This is a genomic window from Sporosarcina pasadenensis (assembly GCF_047228845.1).
In the GTDB taxonomy this organism is placed as follows: Bacteria; Bacillota; Bacilli; order Bacillales_A; family Planococcaceae; genus Sporosarcina.
Genome location: NZ_JBFEGM010000017.1, coordinates 1 through 17,504 on the forward strand (window position 1 = coordinate 1; position 17,504 = coordinate 17,504).

10 protein-coding genes and 1 pseudogene are annotated in these 17,504 nt (G+C 46.1%); 4 read left to right on the top strand and 7 right to left on the bottom strand.

Annotated features, from left to right (window positions below):
* Positions 1–227: 227 nt before the first annotated feature.
* Both scpC and AB1K89_RS16750 read right to left on the bottom strand, forming a co-directional pair.
* Positions 228–1,742 (bottom strand): annotated as a pseudogene (scpC, locus tag AB1K89_RS16745) (succinyl-CoA:acetate CoA-transferase ScpC).
* 132 nt (positions 1,743–1,874) lie between these two features.
* On the bottom strand, positions 1,875–2,513 hold the full coding sequence (locus AB1K89_RS16750) for a LytTR family DNA-binding domain-containing protein (protein WP_413055841.1): 639 nt from the start codon (positions 2,511–2,513) through the stop codon (positions 1,875–1,877).
* A gap of 140 nt (positions 2,514–2,653) precedes the next feature.
* Between AB1K89_RS16750 and AB1K89_RS16755 the strand changes: the two genes are divergently transcribed.
* Positions 2,654–3,283, top strand: coding sequence for a CBS domain-containing protein (locus tag AB1K89_RS16755; protein ID WP_413055842.1), 630 nt, complete (start codon positions 2,654–2,656; stop codon positions 3,281–3,283).
* Between the two features lie 55 nt (positions 3,284–3,338).
* Here the strand turns inward: AB1K89_RS16755 and AB1K89_RS16760 are convergent, their stop codons facing one another.
* Positions 3,339–4,601: an MFS transporter gene (locus AB1K89_RS16760; protein WP_413055843.1), complete on the bottom strand. Its 1,263-nt coding sequence runs from the start codon at positions 4,599–4,601 to the stop codon at positions 3,339–3,341.
* A gap of 138 nt (positions 4,602–4,739) precedes the next feature.
* The gene (locus AB1K89_RS16765; RefSeq protein ID WP_413055844.1) at positions 4,740–6,365 is read right to left on the bottom strand and encodes a M20/M25/M40 family metallo-hydrolase; all 1,626 of its coding nucleotides are present in this window, start codon (positions 6,363–6,365) and stop codon (positions 4,740–4,742) included.
* A 357-nt stretch (positions 6,366–6,722) separates the two neighbouring features.
* On the opposite strand from AB1K89_RS16765, the gene AB1K89_RS16770 reads away from it, so the two are divergent.
* Together AB1K89_RS16770 and AB1K89_RS16775 are read left to right on the top strand one after the other, a co-directional pair.
* The gene (locus tag AB1K89_RS16770) at positions 6,723–9,107 is read left to right on the top strand and encodes a sensor domain-containing protein (RefSeq protein ID WP_413055874.1); all 2,385 of its coding nucleotides are present in this window, start codon (positions 6,723–6,725) and stop codon (positions 9,105–9,107) included.
* A 120-nt stretch (positions 9,108–9,227) separates the two neighbouring features.
* Entirely contained in the window at positions 9,228–11,165 is a 1,938-nt protein-coding gene (locus AB1K89_RS16775) for a GTP-binding protein (RefSeq protein ID WP_413055845.1), read from the top strand.
* Positions 11,166–11,415: 250 nt separating this feature from the next.
* Here the strand turns inward: AB1K89_RS16775 and AB1K89_RS16780 are convergent, their stop codons facing one another.
* Positions 11,416–12,024 carry a class I SAM-dependent methyltransferase gene (locus tag AB1K89_RS16780; protein WP_413055846.1) on the bottom strand — a complete coding sequence of 203 codons (609 nt, stop codon included), beginning with the start codon at positions 12,022–12,024 and terminating at the stop codon, positions 11,416–11,418.
* Between the two features lie 112 nt (positions 12,025–12,136).
* Complete coding sequence (locus tag AB1K89_RS16785) at positions 12,137–15,181, bottom strand: efflux RND transporter permease subunit (RefSeq protein WP_413055847.1); 3,045 nt, start codon at positions 15,179–15,181, stop codon at positions 12,137–12,139.
* A gap of 198 nt (positions 15,182–15,379) precedes the next feature.
* On the opposite strand from AB1K89_RS16785, the gene AB1K89_RS16790 reads away from it, so the two are divergent.
* A complete protein-coding gene (locus AB1K89_RS16790; RefSeq protein WP_413055848.1) occupies positions 15,380–15,754 on the top strand; it encodes a VOC family protein in 375 nt (124 codons plus the stop codon).
* 539 nt (positions 15,755–16,293) lie between these two features.
* On the opposite strand, the gene AB1K89_RS16795 is transcribed toward AB1K89_RS16790, so the two are convergent.
* Entirely contained in the window at positions 16,294–17,496 is a 1,203-nt protein-coding gene (locus tag AB1K89_RS16795) for an MFS transporter (RefSeq protein WP_413055849.1), read from the bottom strand.
* Positions 17,497–17,504: the final 8 nt, after the last annotated feature.

A 17,504-nucleotide genomic window follows, 5' to 3' on the forward strand; every position in this document is an offset into this window, starting at 1 on the left:
CGCTTTGGGCGCGGAACCTCTCGCTTTGGGCGCGGAACCTCTCGCTTTGGGCGCGGAACCTCTCGCTTTGGGCGCGGGACCTCTCGCTTTGGGCGCGGGACCTCTCGCTTTGGGCGCGGAACCATTTCAAGTACAAAAAAGCTGTCACAGATAGTCAATTTCTCGACTTTCTGGACAGCTTTTTTCATTGGCGGGTATATCGTTAAAGTTCGATTGGTTGGTTGACGTCAGATGCGTTTCTCAGTAAGGGGGCGCATCGTTCCGTGTTGCATGAGATTCATATGCCATGAAAACGCCTTTTCGAGCACATGCGGTGTGTGGCCGCCTCTTTCAAGTGCTTCATAGTAATATTCCCATAGCTGACTGCGGTACATCGGATGTGCACAATTCGCAATGATGAGACCGACGCGTTCCCTCGGAGCAAGTCCACGCAAATCCGCGTACCCATGCTCTGTGACGATAACATCGACGTCATGCTCCGTATGATCCACATGTGAAACGAATGGCACGATGCTCGAAATGTCGCCGTTTTTGGCAATCGATTTCGTAACGAAGATGGCAAGTCTTGCATTTCGGGCGAAATCGCCGGAGCCGCCGATGCCATTCATCATCTTCGTCCCTGTCACATGCGTCGAATTGACGTTGCCGTAAATGTCGAGTTCAAGCGCCGTGTTGATGGAAATCAAACCGAGACGGCGGATGATCTCCGGATGATTCGAAATTTCCTGTGGACGCATGATCAGCTTGTCCCGGTATTGATCCAAATTGTTGAAGACCTTGTCCATCTTCTCCTGCGACAGCGTGATCGATGCGCACGAAGCCTTACGGACCTTGCACGCGTCCATCAAATCAAATACCGCATCTTGCAACACTTCGGAATACACTTCAAGGTCTTCGAATTCCGAGTTCAGTAAACCATGCAGCACGGCATTCGCCTGGGAACCGATTCCTGATTGAAGAGGAGCAAGACTGTTCGTCAATCTGCCAGCCTCCACTTCCGAACGCAGGAATGACAGCAAATGTTCCGCCATAATCTCCGTATCGTGGTCAGGCTGAGTGATTGTTGACGGCGAATCCAATTGATGTGTGAACACGATTCCTTTCACGCGATCAACATCGATCGGAATGCCGATCGTTCCGATTCGGTCATCGACTTTCGTCAATGGAATTGGATTCCGTTCACCTTGTTTGCCCGGGTCATACAAATCATGGATGCCTTCCCATTAAGTCGACTGCGCCGTGTTGATTTCAATAATGATCGATTTTGCATGCTTCGCAAACGATAACGAGTTGCCGACGGAAGTCGACGGGATGATCATTCCGTCCTCCGTCACTGAAATCGCTTCCAAAATTGCGAAGTCGATTGGTTCCGTCACATTTGTGCGAATCCATTCCGCCGTATGGGACAGATGATGGTCGACAAAAAGGAGTTCCCCGTTGTTAATGCCGTTGCGCATCGCCTTTTCCGCTTGGAATGGCAGTCTCTTTTTCACAATGCCCGCTTCAGCGAATAATTTATCGATATCCGAACCAAGGGATGCTCCTGTAAATACGTTCACTTTGAACTTTTCTGTTTCAGCACGTTTCACTAATGCCATTGGAACCGCTTTCGCGTCACCCGCTCGAGTGAATCCGCTCAGTCCTAATGTCATTCCGTCCTTAATCCAAGAAGCGGCCTCTTCAGGCGTAACGACTAAATCTCTCAATTTTTCAATTCTGATACGATTCATATGGTTATCCATTAACTAGCGCCCCTTTTCATAACTTTTAGATAATCGTATCGTATCTTACGGAATGATAGGGGTTTCTTGAATGAAAGACGGTATTTACGAACAAACGCTCATATCCTTTGTCTAAAGCAGCATTTTTCCGTCTCAGAAGCCTAAAAGCTTCCGGAAATAGCTGGAATATGATTGACTGACCGGAATTTGCGAGCCATCTTTCATGGAAAGCATGAACGTCGAATGGGTATCCGGGTATATAGCCTTGATTTGTGTAACGTTGACGATGAATGACCGATGACAGCGGACGAACATCTCATGAGGAAGGACGAATTCAAAGTTTTGCAATGAATTCCGGTGGGTACCAGTAATATGATCGGCGACAACGACTGTTTTCCGTTCCCGCACTTCGATATACTTCACTTCGGAAAACGGGACAGGAACCCAACCATCTTGCGTTTTCACAGTGACGACCGACTTCCCTTCCGTGTAAGCCGGATAGATGGCAACGACGCATCCGTCCAAAACGCCATTATCATGGAACGGAACTGCCATGCCATGATATGGCACACCGAACACATCCCGGTTGATGAATTCGGAAACCTTCTGCCCTTCCGTAAGTGCCTTATAGGCAATCGTCCCTTCCCGTACAGGGTCACCAGGCCGGATTTTCAAATCGATCCGCTTGCTCGGCCGGTAGTAAATATATTCTTTCGTATTTGATACGACAATTGAAATTTCATCCGCAAATAACTCGCCAACAACGTCGAGGAGTGAGTCCAAGTTCAACAAGTAGTTCCAAGCCCCTTTCTTGCTTTACATACTACTATTATAAGTTTTCATGTACAACATTCAAAATTTCAATTATAATGGAAGGCAATCTAAACTAAAAATTTAGACTTGACTGAAACTATAAATAAGGGGGAGAAAGTATGCATATTCGGGATTTGATTGTAGAGAGACTAGGTGTCGCTACCGTAAAGGTGGACCAAAGCGTATCTGAAACACTAGCAAAAATCAACGAGACAGGATACCGCTGCATCCCTGTCGTAGACAACGACGACGCCTACAAAGGGATGATCTACAAAGTCGATCTGCTGTCCTATCTTTATGAAGATCAGGGGGATGGTAATAAGCCGATCGACTTCTTGCTAGAACACCAAGACATCTACTTATATGAGGACGCTTCATTTTTAAGCGCTTTGCTTAAAATTAAATCATTGCCTTTCATCAGCGTCGTAAAAAATGGCAAGCTGCTCGGAATTTTGACGCATAACAAAGTCGAAAGCGTCCTGGAAGACGCCTTCGGATTAAAGACCGGCGGAATCAACATCACACTTGCCTCGACCGAAGCGCGGGGCATGATCAGAAAGTTGACGACAACGCTGAAGGACGAAAACATCGAAGGCATGCTCACACTCGACAACGGCTCCGCCCTCGCACGGAGAGTCGTACTCACCCTCGAAGACGGAAAATCCGATGAAGAAATGGCCAAATTGCGTGATAGACTTGAAAAACACGGATTCCGGATTTTGCAAATGCATCGGATTGAACCGAAATGAGTTAGATGGAAAAAGGCTGTTTCCACGTCGCAATCGACTTCGAAAACAGCTTTTTTTATGCGATCTCGCTTTCCGGTTTTGGCACCATCCGCAACAGAATACCACCGATGATAAACAAGATGACAAGGCTGAATACACCGTACGCAGAGCTGCCTGTCAATGTAGCGGTTACTGCGAGCAATAAAGGTCCCATGACGGACGCGAACTTACCGAATATATTATAGAAGCCGAAAAACTCGTTGGACTTCTCTTTCGGCACAAGCTGCGCGAAATAAGAGCGGCTTAGTGCCTGAAGGCCTCCTTGCGATGTTGCGACAAGCATAGCCAAAATCCAAAAGTCCAATGTCGTCGATAAGAAGAATGCATAAATACAAACGATAATATACACGAAAATTCCTACGTATAACATCGTCTTCACCGAAAACCGTTTTGCTAGTCGTCCATACAAAATCGAAAACGGCGCGGCTACGACTTGGGTGACAAACAGGACAATGAGAAGGTCTGTCGCTTCGATGCCTAGATCAGTTCCATATGCCGTCGACATCGAAATGATAGTACCGACCCCATCGATATAAAAGAAGTACGCTAACAAGAAGATAAAGACCGTTCTGTATTTCTTTATTTCCTTGAACGTTTCACCGAGCCGTCGGAAACTGCTTGCTAAAATCTTCGGCTCCCGTTCAATTGCGTGAACTTGAACAACATTTTTCAGCATCGGTATCGTAAAGGTGAACCACCAAATTCCCGTAATGACAAAAGCTATCTTACTTGCGACGGTTGCTGAAAGAGGTATCACATCTTTTGATGCCAATAAGATGATGGCGATGCTAATAATGAACGGAATTGTGCTGCCGATATACCCTAATCCGAAGCCCCGTGCTGAAACTTCATCCATCTTCTCCTCTGGTGTAACGTCAACGAGAAATGCATCATAGAAAATGTTCGCCCCATGGAATCCGATGGCGGTGATCGTATAAATGACCAATAGCGGCAGCCATGTTCCCTCAGGGACAAACGCCAACGAAACCGTCGACAGGGAACCGATCAGGAAGAATGCGAAGAAAAACTTTTTCTTCAATCCCCTATAATCGGCTATCGTCCCCAAAATCGGACCGATCATCGCTAAAATGAACGTCGCAATCGCCACCGTATACCCCAAATACGCCGTTGATTGCGTCAAACTGACACCCGCGTCGGTTGCCACCGACTTGTAAAAAATCGGAAATACTGCTGTCGTAATGATAATTGAGTAGGCAGAGTTTGCCCAATCATAAAACATCCAACTCTTCTCTGTCTTTGAATACTTCCCCTTTCCCATCCGTTCCACCCCTTTCTTAATCTTCAAAACTATATCTATACAAATAGTGTACAACTAATAGACGGCAAACAGTAGTAAAGATTCACTTTTTATTAACAAAAAAAGCCAACCCCGATGAAATGGGTTGACCTTAGGAATTCATGACATTATGACAGCAAACATACTCTCAATGACTTTCTCCAAAACACGAGGAGTATAAAGGAATGCGCTCTTTTTGTGTAAACGCTCCGTTAACTTATGCGCGTCTTTGCCAAACGGCCCGATGTTTAGAACCGGTGCCTGAAGTTGCTGCATTTCTTTGAAGGGGATGCTATATGTCTCTCCCCAGACGGGAGTGTTGTTTTGATAAGTCTGCCAGCCCGAATCTGCCGTATCATAATTCACATAGCTGAGATCCGAAATTCCATTGAAATAATGCACTTGCTTCGCTTCCACTTGGCATTCTTCGCGTAAAACCTTTTGTGCAAGGGCAATCTTTTCTCGAACGAGTTCATTTTCAGATGAATTGACGGCCGGATAATACGGAGGAGCATAAAACAAAATGACGGCAGGCGCCAAGTCCTGACAATGCAACAGTAACCGATCGCTGATAAGCATGGACATTTGCCGTTCATCCAACGACTCATTCGACATGATATCGTCAAGGATTGCTTGAACTTTCAAGTCGCCGATTTTTCCCTTAGCATAGCTAAGCAATTCCTTGTACTCCAGTACGTTAATATCTCCGAGGGGCTGAACGCCTTCCCGTTCACAAACCGCCTTATAATCCTTTGCGCAATCCGCCATCGCCCGGACGGCCGTGTCTTTGAATATTTTCATAATGTCATCAGCATTTTGCCGCATCAAAAAGACATTGTACAAAGCCGCACTATGATGGGATGTCTGGGTCGAATAATCTTCCTTCAAATCCACCTGCTGTAAACACACCGGCAACGGGGTCCTTTCCCCATACACTTCTTCCACAAAATCGGAATTGAACTCCATCGACCTCGTCAAATAAGACGCCATGTAGTGGCTCGTCATGCCGCTTAAAGGCTCACCTGCATGCGTCTCTCTCCCGTAAAACAGTGCGGAAGGCATAATCTTCCCGATTGTTCCCGAGTATATATAATAGTTGTCGTCTTGCGGTTTTTGTGAAAATGACGGTTCGCTATTTAAGAATAGCTCATATTCCAACTGATAAAGTTCCCTTAATTCCACAAGTCCTTTCACGGCTACCCTCATTCCGGAAGAATTCACTTCTTCGTCAGGCACCGTCAAGAAAAGGATATTAATCGGCCACTGTTCTACACATGCCCTTTCCAATAAATGAAGATGCAACACAATCCCCATCTTCATATCCATCGTTCCTCGGCCAAATAAGTATTCATTCGAAGCGACGTCCACTTGCACGTCATCCGGCAAATCGGCAATCCGCCTCTTAAATTCTTCCGTCAGAAGTCTAGGTTGGAAAGCGAGATCTTCCAAACTGCCGCCAAATTCCTCTGTATGAACGGTGTCAAAGTGGCTCATCAGCACAATTGTTTTATTCGTCACCCCACTGCTATAAAGAGCGGTCACCGCATTTCTTCCTTTGCCCGCGTCGTGGAAATGGATTTGCGAGCTGTTTTCCTGGAAATATTGCAATTCCAATAGCTTTTTTAATATTTTTGTCGAAAACTCGATTTCCCCTATTGTTCCCGTTCGGCTATCCCAACTGACCAGCTCACATAATAGATCTTCCAGTTGCTCCGGCCGACTCCATTTCAGATTCCCTACTCCCATTTTGCTACCCCCTCTGTGTGTGAACCTATGTAATAGTAACGTTTTCATCTATTGTTCTAAACGTACGACGACATCAATTGAAAGTCAATTCATTTTTGCTTAATTAATTAGATATATTAATAGTTCACACTACTAACAAACTGACTACAGGGCTACATCATGTGGAATGCCGCTCTGGCGGATGGTATAATTAACATATAAATATTTCCTGTTAAAAAATTTATTTTTTAGGCTAATTATATTTCTGTCCCTTCATCCTGTGGATTACACAGAAATCTTTCTTCGCATTCTTGCGTTGTTTTTGTATATAGAAAGGAATTGGAAAAAGTGTTATCGAAACTAAGCTTCGCTTCCCTAATGTCTTTCTTTGATAAAAAGTTCTGCGTTTCAATTGCTGATAGAAATGGCCGATTTCTATATGTAAACAGGAATTTTTGCGCGCTTTCCGGTTACTCCGAGGAGGAGTTGATTGGAAAAAGTTACTCTGTTGTCAACCCCGACTTTGCACTGAATCTCTTCATGGAGGAAATAGAACAGTTTTTTGCGAGCGGAGAAGCTTGGCAGAAAAACGTCAAGTCCATTGCAAAAGATGGCTCTCCCTATTGGGTGAATGCCAACATTATCCCGATATTGGATGAGTCCGGGGAAAGTATCCAATTCCTTTCCATAGACAGTGATATTACGGCACGCGAAACGACGAAGGAAAAATATAAAGAAACACTGCTAAATCTGCATAATATCGAAAATGCGCTTGACCGCTCTTCAGTTGTCGTTATTACCGATGCCAAGGGCGTCATTACGTATGTCAATGACAAGTTTTGTGCATTGTCCCAATACTCAAATGAAGAATTGATCGGAAAAACACACCGCATTGTAAATTCTAAAGTTCATCCGAAAAGCTTCTTTCAGGAAATGTGGAACACCATTCAAAGCGGGGATATATGGCAAGGCGATGTTTGCAACCGGGCAAAGGACGGCTCGCTCTATTGGGTCAGTACGACAATCGTCCCGTTCCTTGACGCGGGAGGGAAGCCCGAACAATATATTGCGATCCGCCATGATATTACAGCCCGTAAACAGGCCGAAGAATCCCTTGAAATCGCTTTGCAGAATGACTTCCGTACAACCGTGAAAAACTTACAAAATGCCATATTTAAATACACTGCTACAGAGGACGGGGAAATTGAATTCACCCTATTCGAAGGACAAATAAAAGAACGGATCGGAATTTCTGCTGACAAATTAAATGCACAGGAAGTCGTCCATTCATTCACCGAAGAGGAGCTCGAATCATTCAGGAAACATTTGCTGGCGGGGATGGCGGGAGAGGTTGTCCAATTCGAGTTAGCCCACGATGGCCTTTTCTTCCTCGTTTACCTTTCACCGATTGCGAAAGATGGAGTAATCGTAGAGGTTGTCGGCACCGCCATTGACATTACACAACGGATCGAAGCGGAAAAAATCATTGAGCACATGGCTTATTTCGACTCCTTGACCCGCCTGCCAAACCGGAGAAATCTTCAAGAGAATGTGAAGCAGAAAATTGCTAACTCCGGTGAAAACACGCAGTTTGCCGTCCTGTTTCTAGATTTGGACCGTTTTAAAAATGTTAATGACACGTTAGGTCACCATGTCGGTGATCAATTGCTCATTGCTGTTGGAGAAAGGCTGCGTGATTGTGTTCAAAGTGAAAATGCCGCAGCCAGACTGAGCGGAGATGAATTTGTCGTCCTTGTTGACTCCGGCGATACAGATGAACTGACCGCCCTTGCATCAAAAATCATTGACGACATTTCACTGCCATACTTTTTCGAAAAACAAGAGATTTTCGTTGCACCAAGCATTGGAATCGCATTGTATCCAAACGACGGAGAGGATTATAGTACACTCATCCGCAGTGCGGACACGGCCATGTATTTGGCAAAGGCGGCAGGCAGAGGCACATTCCGATTTTTCACGGAGGAGCTCCACGAAGAACTGATGGAGAAGACATTCTTCGAAATGGAACTTCGGCAGTCGTTGGAAAAAGGACAATTCCTCCTTCATTATCAGCCCCAATTCGATTTGAAAACCGGAAAGGTGAAAGGGATGGAAGCGTTAGCCAGATGGAATCATCCTGACCGGGGGTTTATCCCGCCGCTGAAATTCATTGAGATTGCGGAGGAGAACGGGTTCATCCTCCCGCTAGGCGAATGGGTGTTGAAAACAGCATGTACGCAGGCGAAAGCATGGCAGGAACAAGGGCTTCCTCCGTTACGGATGAGCGTCAATGTATCGATGAGGCAATTCAATCAGCCTTCCTTCGTGGAAGATGTACTCAGAATCCTGAACGAAACCGGGCTCCAACCTTCGTCTTTGAATTTAGAAATCACTGAAAGCATGATGTCAGACGTCAAGCGATGCGAAACTGTTTTGCAGGAGCTTCATGACGCAGGCATCACCGTAAGTGTCGATGATTTTGGGACAGGGTACTCATCCCTCCTCTATTTGAGCAAGTTCCCGCTGTCCCATCTGAAAATCGACCAGGCGTTTATCAGTGAGCTGAGCAACAACAACACGGCAATCGTAAAAGCGATCATCGACCTTGCGAAGAACTTGGGACTGAATGTCATCGCGGAAGGTGTTGAAACGGAAGAGCAAGGAAACTTCCTGAATCAGCTCGGTTGCAATGAAGTGCAAGGTTATCTTTATTCCGAGCCGCTTCCTCGAAAGGAAATCGAGCAATTGCTGTTCAGTCGATAAGATTCGCACTCCAGTTTGGGGTGCGTTTTTTACGGTTCAATTCCAACCATACCTTCCTATTAACCCCTGTTTACGTCTAAAATAGAAGATATAATCCAGAAATGAAATCGAGGTGCACCTATGCATAAAACGATTGGAATCGTCGCCCATGTCGATGCGGGCAAGACGACATTTTCCGAACAGCTGCTATTTCATACACATAGCATTCGCCAACGGGGCCGCGTCGACCATCAAGACACGTTCCTCGATAACCATGAAATTGAGAGGAACCGAGGCATTACCGTCTTTGCGGACCAAGGCGCCTTTACATTCAACGACTCGCATTACACGCTCATCGACACGCCAGGGCACGTCGACTTCTCACCTGAAATGGAAAGGGCCATTCAGGTGATGGATGCAGCTGTTGTCATCATCAGTGCAGCGGACGGAGTAGAAGGACATACCGAAACGGTTTGGCAATTGCTGAGAAAGCATCAAGTCCCGACCTTCTTCTTTTTGAATAAAACCGATCGCGAAGGCGTTGATCTACAGGACGTCGTGGATGAAATTCGCAGCAACCTGTCAAAAGACATCTTTGATTTAACCGAATTGGACAATGGGGTCATGACGGAAAGCCTCATTGAATTCATTGCGGAACGAGACGAGACATTGCTAGAGAACTATATGGACGCCGGCTATGATGAATCGATGTGGCTGGATGCATTGAAGCATATGATTCGGAACCGTGATGTTTTCGCTTATGGGCATGGCTCCGCCCTGAAGGATATTGGTGTTCTTGATTTCTTAGAGAAGTTGGAATTGCTAACTGAGACGAATTATGTGGATGAAGGAGAATTCGAGGCACGCGTCTACAAGGTCCGGCATGATGAAAATGGGAACCGGGTGACGTTCCTAAAAGTGTTGCAAGGTAGTCTGCACGTTAGGGATGAAGTACAGTATGCAAGCAAGCTTGAGAAGGTAACGCAGATTCGGCGATATAACGGAAGCAAATTTCAAACGGTAGAAGCTGCATTTGCAGGAGAAATTGTCGCGGTGACAGGGCTTTCTGAGGCTGCTGCGGGTGATCCGCTCGGCGCGCTCGTTGAAAAGGCGGAGTTCGATTTAATTCCAACCTTGAAGTCGAAAGTCATTTTTGACTCCTCCATCCATGTGAAGGAAGTGCTGCGATGTTTTAAAATGTTAGACGCTGAAGACCCTTCGTTGCGCGTCGTCTGGGACGAGCATGTCCAAGAAGTCCACGTCCATGTGATGGGGGTCATCCAGCTTGAGGTGTTGAAACAAATCGTGCGGGATCGGTTCCATTTCGACGTGTCGTTCGGGAATCCGAAAATCTTGTATAAAGAGACGATCCGTTCCACCGTCAACGGCTATGGCCATTTCGAGCCGTTGAAACATTATGCGGAAGTTCATTTGAAGATTGAGCCTGCGGAACGGAACTGCGGCATTTCATTTGATAATGCATGCCATGCAAATGATTTATCGGTCGGCAATCAAAACTTGGTGCGAACCCATATTTTCGAGCGTTCTCATCACGGTTTATTGACAGGATCGGCGTTGACCGACGTGAAAATCACCTTGCTGACAGGCAGAGGGCATAATGAGCATACGTCCGGCGGCGATTTCAGGGAAGCGACATTCCGCGCATTGCGGCAAGGGTTGGAGAAAGCCGAAAACGTCCTGCTCGAACCGGTTTACGATTTTAAGATAAAAGTCGGCTTGAATCATATCGGGCGCGTCCTTTCCGATATTCAACAAGCATCTGGCAGCTTCGAGCCGCCTGAAACGATTGGCGAAAACACAGTCGTGAAAGGCCGAGTTCCGGTTGCGACTTTCATGAATTACAGCACCGTATTCGCATCGTTCACGAACGGAAAAGGTGCACTTACTTTGCAGTTTGGCGGCTATGACGAATGCCATAATCCGGAGGAAGTAATCGAGGCGATCGGCTACAATAAAGACGCCGACCCGGAATACACATCCACGTCGATCTTTTGCGCGAAAGGCAAAGGCTACCCTGTTCCGTGGTATGAAGCGGAGGCGGCGATGCATTTGTTGTGATTGATTTGTTAAGTGCATGGGGCGCGACGGGCAAGGGCTACTACTTTTTCTCTTCCGCGGTCATTTTCATCGCAGATGACCAAATCTGTCGCGCCGAATGCCTTTGACCAATTAGGTCCAAGGTCACAAAACGACCATATATCTTGGGAAATGATTGATATATACCGGGAAATAATCGATATCTCCGCTGAATTGATCGATATCTGCTGGGAAATGAACGATATCCTTCAGGAAATAATCGATATCTTTCCTACCCACCCAATCGATAGATTAAGAATCGCTCATTTTCATTTTTATCGTAAAGCCGGTCAACTTTAACTTCTTTCCAAAGCTCAAAAGGCGTCTGATTGTCCATAAATTGCACATATTCCGCAGTCGGATAATAAAGGATGATGTCGACTGGGCGGGCAACCCGTTCCGCGGACAGGAGGATATTTCTGATGACTGTCATAAATATTTGGATAGAAAACGGATTAAAGAAGTAAAATTTATTCTCCGATGGATCGATTTCATACGTTTCCGCGAAACAGCGTTCAAAACGGATCGCTCCACCGCGGAACTTCGCTTTCCGGCGGTATTTTACCAAGTTTTCAATTGCGTCCTCATAGAGCTGGCCATTCATTTCAATACCCGTCACTGATGCACCGAAGTGATGATGGACGTAAAATGACACGCGCGCCTTGCCGCACCCAAAATCGACAAAGCCGTCCGACTGATGCAGTTTATACGTTTCGAACAGTTCATCCAGCGCTTCGTAAGGCGTCGCTTCATAGCGGTTATAATGGGCAGACTGGCTCAATAGCTCAAGCGTTCCACCTGTTTTGATCCGAAGAAGGTTGTCGTACTCCTTTTCGTTCAACGAACTCACTCCCTTCCTTCATCGCCTCATTGTAGCCGTCTTTCTTATCTAATGACAAGCGGAAAAACACGATCTCCATTTTCCATGAAGATCGTGCTCGCACTAGCAATATTCATTTAACAGGTTCTGCCAATCGTGTCGCCACCCCTTTCTTGCGTTTGGAGGACACCTCTCTCGCCACCTTCTCCGTCTTCGTAAACAAATGATACACCGATGGAATTAACAGCAATGTGATGAACGTCGCAAACAGCAATCCGGAAATCAACACCGTTGCGAGCGGCGCCTGATAATTACCCGATGCACCTGAAGCGAGCGCAAGGGGCAGCATTCCGCCGACCGTCGTCAACGTCGTCATGAAGATCGGACGAATTCGGTTCCTGCCCGCTTCAACCAAAGCCTCCTCCATGGACATCCCTTCCCTGCGAAGCTGATTCGTACGGTCAATCAAGAGGATCGCATTATTCAAAACAATACCAATTAGCATGATGATGCCCATCCCGGACAACAGATTGAGCTCCATCTGTGTGACGAACAATCCGATAATGACGCCGATAATTGCCATTGGAATGACGGACATGACAATAAGCGGATGCCCTAAATGATTGAACTGAACAGCCATCACAAAGTAAACGAGGAAAAGCGCTATGCCTAACACAAAAAGCATTTCCATCATCAACTTTTGTTGTTGCTCGATATCACCGGCCACATTAATTGTATAGCCCATTGGCGTTTTGAATTCCTTGATAATCTTCTGCACGTCGCGATTGATTGCGCCTAAATCTCTACCTTCTATATCTGCCGAAACAGAAATGAATCGTTCCCCTCCGATGTGCGTGATTTCATTGGGCGTTCGGACACTTTCCAAGTCAAGAAAATCCGATAATTTCTTATTGCCTTCCATTGTCGGTATTTCCAAGTCAAATAGCGTTTGGCGAGAATTTGTTTTTTGGTCCCAGCTGACGATGAGAGGCACATTTTCTCCATCGAGCACCAATTGGCCTACAGGCATTTCAATGAAGGCTTGCTCGATGAACTGCTTCACCTGCATTTGCGCTAAGTCTGCATCCGCAATCGCCTTTTCGTTTAGGACAATCCTCTTTTCCTCTGTGGTGCGTTCCATCGAATTTGTCACGCCGACAATTCCATCAACTTTTCCAAGTCGACCTATAATGTCCTCTGCAATTGCCTGCATCTGACCAAAGTCTTCCCCTTTGACCATCACTTGGACAGGTGCTCCGCTAATTTCGGACATTGCCGGTTGCACAGTTCGGATCGGTTCCGAGTCTTGGAATTCACGCAACGCTCGTAAAAGCTGTTCATTCACTTCTTTCTGCTCATGAATGACGTCATCACCTTTTGTCATATTAACGATGACAAACAGTTCATTCCCACTACCTTCCAATACATAGCTGGACTCGACATCCTCAAGGCCGGCAATCTTGTCGTTCATCAGATGTGCAAGCCGCTCCTTTTCGGCAGGCTCCACCCCTGTTTCGAGTGCAACGACGATTTCACTATATCGATTAAAGACGTCCGGCATGACGGTCATCGGAATTTTATTCACAAGGAAAAGCGAACCGGCAAAGAGTCCGAAAAAGAGGGTAATTACGAGGACACACCGACGCTTAGCGCCGACGATCCAAATTACAATCGCGTTGTATCCTTTTACGAGACGGCTCTCCTTCCGAGAATCACGGACGCCCCGGTAACGCAGGAAATTTTCCGATAGCACAGGGATGAGCGTGAATGCGACGAGCACCGAGCTGATCAATGTAATCGCAATGACAATCGCAAGGATGATCATGAACTCACCCAATCCCCCACCGATAAAACCGATTGGAAGAAATACCACGATCGTCGTCAGCATGGACGCGAAAACTGCACCCGCCACTTCCTTCGTCCCCACAAGAACCGCCTCCAACTTTGCGTGGCCGAGCTCCCGCTGACGATAAATCGATTCCAAAATGACAATCGACGAATCGACCATCATCCCAATCCCAAGCCCTAGACCGATGAGCGTCAGCATATTGAGGCTGTATCCGAGCATATAAACTGTCAAGAAAGTCAGCAGCACCGATGTCGGAATCGAGACCGCGATGATAAGCGTCGCACGGACATTTCTGAGGAATAAAAGCAAAATCGCAATCGCCACTATACTGCCAATCAGAATATTGACGACAACACTATCGATTGATTCCTGTACAATATCCGCCTGCGCCACCATTTCATTTAACGTAAAGCCTTTCACAAGGCCTTCATCACGCATTTTTTGAATTTCTACACGAACCACTTTCGCCATGTCGATCTGCGTCACATTCGCAACTCTGCCTACCTGGATGAACACCAATTCCTTCGTTCCGTTCTTCCATACGAATGATGAACTATCACGTGGTACTAGCGTTACATCAGCAAGCTCCTTCAGTTGAATACTACCTTCCGCTGTCGGAACTTCAATACGCTTCACACCGTCAACATCCACAAGCTTCGAATTCCAACGGATAATTCCTTCTTGTAGCTCTCCAAGTGTCGCTTCCGAGTTCGCTTCCGCAATGAATCCAGCAACTTGCGAAATATCCAACCCGTGTTTATTCATTTCATCCCGTTTAAACTTGATGGACACTTCCTGCTCCGAAACGCCGGACAGATGGACGTCTCGAACTTCCTTTAAGCTTTCAAGCCTCGGTTCAAGCACATCTTTGGCGAATGTAGTCATCGCTTGAAGATCATCGCCCGATAGATCCATGAAAAACTCGTAGCCTTGCTGGACGCCATATTGACTCGCCACGGCTTCCCGTATTTCAGGGCGCTCCGCTTTGGTTTCATTCACAGCTTTGTCGACTTCTTTCATGACCTTTTCGCTCTGCCCGCGGGCAATCGTTATATCGAGGGAACTGCCCCCCACAGTCGTTCTCGACCGTACTTCCTCAACGCCTTCGATCCCTGCAAGCTTCTGTTCGAGCGGCGAGGTTATGAGCCGCTCCACGTCAATTGCCGCCATATCCCCCGCGTCGATGTAGACGATTGCGCCATCCATCCCGACCGACGGCATGATTTCCTTATCCAGTTTGACAACCGCAAAGCTCCCCAAAGCTACAATCAACACGGTCAATAAACCGACCAATACCTTCTTTTTCACAATAAACTCCAATACCTTCATAAACATTCCCCTTTCCGGCCTCATTGTTCATTAGCTTAACAAGTTTTTCCACTTCCTATAACGTGCTCCAGCCGGATTTCGGCTCGGACCTTGGATGTAGATGAGCAAAGCGATTTCCCCAATTAATAGCGAAGAAGTGTTTGACTACTTAGAAAATGGTATAATGAAAGAAGTTTATTAATAAGGAGGATTTCTAAAATGGGGGAAATCAAGAAAATCGGACAAATTGGGGTACCGGCAAAAAATATCGAACGGGCAACAGCTTTTTATAAGGACCAATTAGGCTTGCAGCTTTTATTCACAACGGAGACGATGGCATTTTTCGATTGCGACGGCGTTCGCCTTTTCATAAGCCTTCCTGAAAATGAGGAATTCGCCCATTCAAGCTCCGTCCTTTATTTTCATGTAGAAAACATTCATCAGGCCTATGAGGAATACAAGGAAAAAGGCATTGTTTTCATCGATGAACCGCATATTGTCGCAAAAATGGGGCAAACGGAAACGTGGATGGCGTTCTTTAAGGATACAGAGGATAATACACATGCTGTAATGAGTGAAGTTGTGGTGGGATAAAATAAATAATCGGACGGCTACTTACCCAGTAGTCGCCTTCTTTTATTATGAAGATAATACCTAAAATAGATTGCATATACTCCACTTAGTTAGTACATCAATAATTCTCGCCCATACAAAAAAGGTGAAGATAAGCGTTTTACGCTCCTTCACCTGATATTCATATGGAACTAAGATAGGGGTGCAAAATGAATAAAAGTCTCATCATTGTATCGATAACAAACATCATTATTGCTTGTTCAGCTCAAGTTTTTTATTGGTCACTACCTGTAGGAACAATTGATTTGTTACTGTTCCAATTAGTGATCTTCCCTTTAGCGATTGGGTTCACCAATATTCTTCTTGGGATCAGCAAATACAAGGTAGCGTTTTTTCAGCATTCACCCGCTGCTTATTTAGCTTTCTTAGTATCCAGTGTTGTTTCTTTACTTATGAGTATAGACCCCTCTAAAGAGCTTCCGCCTGGCGAAATCATATTATTTGCAGATGTACTATTTATTGCGTTGATGTCAACATTACAGCTACTCGTGCTGCTTGTCTTACATCTTTTCATCTATATCGTATATAGGGTCTTTACGTCTCTTACGGAACAAGTAGACAAACGCCACGAGGGATAGCAGAATGACAATCGTCAATGCTTCATACATGCCCCGATAGCCAAGGTTAGGAACGACAACACCTAAAAAGTAAGGACCAAAACCGAGTCCGGAGTCCAAGAAGATATAGAAAGTAGAGGTGGCGATGCCGAGCCGTTCAACGGAAATTCCTTTTAAGGCAACCGCTTGGGCGCATGATTGGAAATTCCCGTAGCCAAGTCCGAAGATGGCACCTGCCGCAAGCAGCATGATGCTGCTATTCGCCTGGCTCAATACAATCATACCGAGGGCAAAGAGTACGAGCGAAGGGACGACGACAAACTTCGCGCCTTTTACGTCCAATAGCTTCCCTGAGAATGGACGGGACAGCAATACGACGATGGCATAAACGAGGAAAAAGAAGCTCGCAGTTTGAACGAGGTTGATCTCCTTCGCGTAAAACGAGATGAATGACAGCACTCCCGAATAGGCAAGCGCTACGAATAAAGTAATAATGGAGATCGGCAATGCTTTCACTTCAATGAAATTGGATAAACCAATTTGCTTTCTCCCCGCTTCCTGCTTGTTTGGAGCAGACGCCTTCACTGTTTCATTGACGAAGAAGAACATGATTAGCGTCACAATGCTTAATGCAAGGCAGAGGACGAACAGCATATGGAATGGATAGTGCTGGCTTATGAAGATGCCGAAAAACGGTCCAATTGCTGTTGCCATCACGGTGCTCATGCTGAAATATCCGATCCCTTCCCCTCTCCTCGACGCCGGGATCGCTTGTGCAATCATCGTGCCGGTCGCGGTGGATGCGATGCCTAGCCCGATTCCATGAAACAGCCGGTTTGCGAGTAGCAACGGCATATTCGCTGATCCGAAATAAAAGGCGGTCGCAATTGTGGAAACGAGAAGACCGATGAACAGCATCTTCTTGCCACCGACTTTTCCAATCAAGCTTCCTGAAAAAATCCGTGCAATGAGCGTTCCGATGATGAATATTCCCGAAACAAGTCCGGCCATGCTCGGCGAAGCCCCATATTGTTCAACCGCGAACGGCGCAATGGTGACTAACAACAAATACATCGCAAGCATGAGGATGAAATTGATAATTGATATCGTAATGAAGTCCTTTGTCCATAGCTTTTGCTCTTGCATATTTTCAC

Excerpts from the sequence above, each read along its gene's own strand:
- AB1K89_RS16755 (WP_413055842.1), top strand. The coding sequence starts at position 2,654 with ATGCATATTCGGGATTTGATTGTAGAGAGACTAGGTGTCGCTACCGTA.
- AB1K89_RS16760 (WP_413055843.1), bottom strand. The coding sequence starts at position 4,601 with ATGGGAAAGGGGAAGTATTCAAAGACAGAGAAGAGTTGGATGTTTTAT.
- AB1K89_RS16765 (WP_413055844.1), bottom strand. The coding sequence starts at position 6,365 with ATGGGAGTAGGGAATCTGAAATGGAGTCGGCCGGAGCAACTGGAAGAT.
- AB1K89_RS16770 (WP_413055874.1), top strand. The coding sequence starts at position 6,723 with ATGTCTTTCTTTGATAAAAAGTTCTGCGTTTCAATTGCTGATAGAAAT.
- AB1K89_RS16775 (WP_413055845.1), top strand. The coding sequence starts at position 9,228 with ATGCATAAAACGATTGGAATCGTCGCCCATGTCGATGCGGGCAAGACG.
- AB1K89_RS16785 (WP_413055847.1), bottom strand. The coding sequence starts at position 15,181 with ATGAAGGTATTGGAGTTTATTGTGAAAAAGAAGGTATTGGTCGGTTTA.
- AB1K89_RS16790 (WP_413055848.1), top strand. The coding sequence starts at position 15,380 with ATGGGGGAAATCAAGAAAATCGGACAAATTGGGGTACCGGCAAAAAAT.
- AB1K89_RS16795 (WP_413055849.1), bottom strand. The coding sequence starts at position 17,496 with ATGCAAGAGCAAAAGCTATGGACAAAGGACTTCATTACGATATCAATT.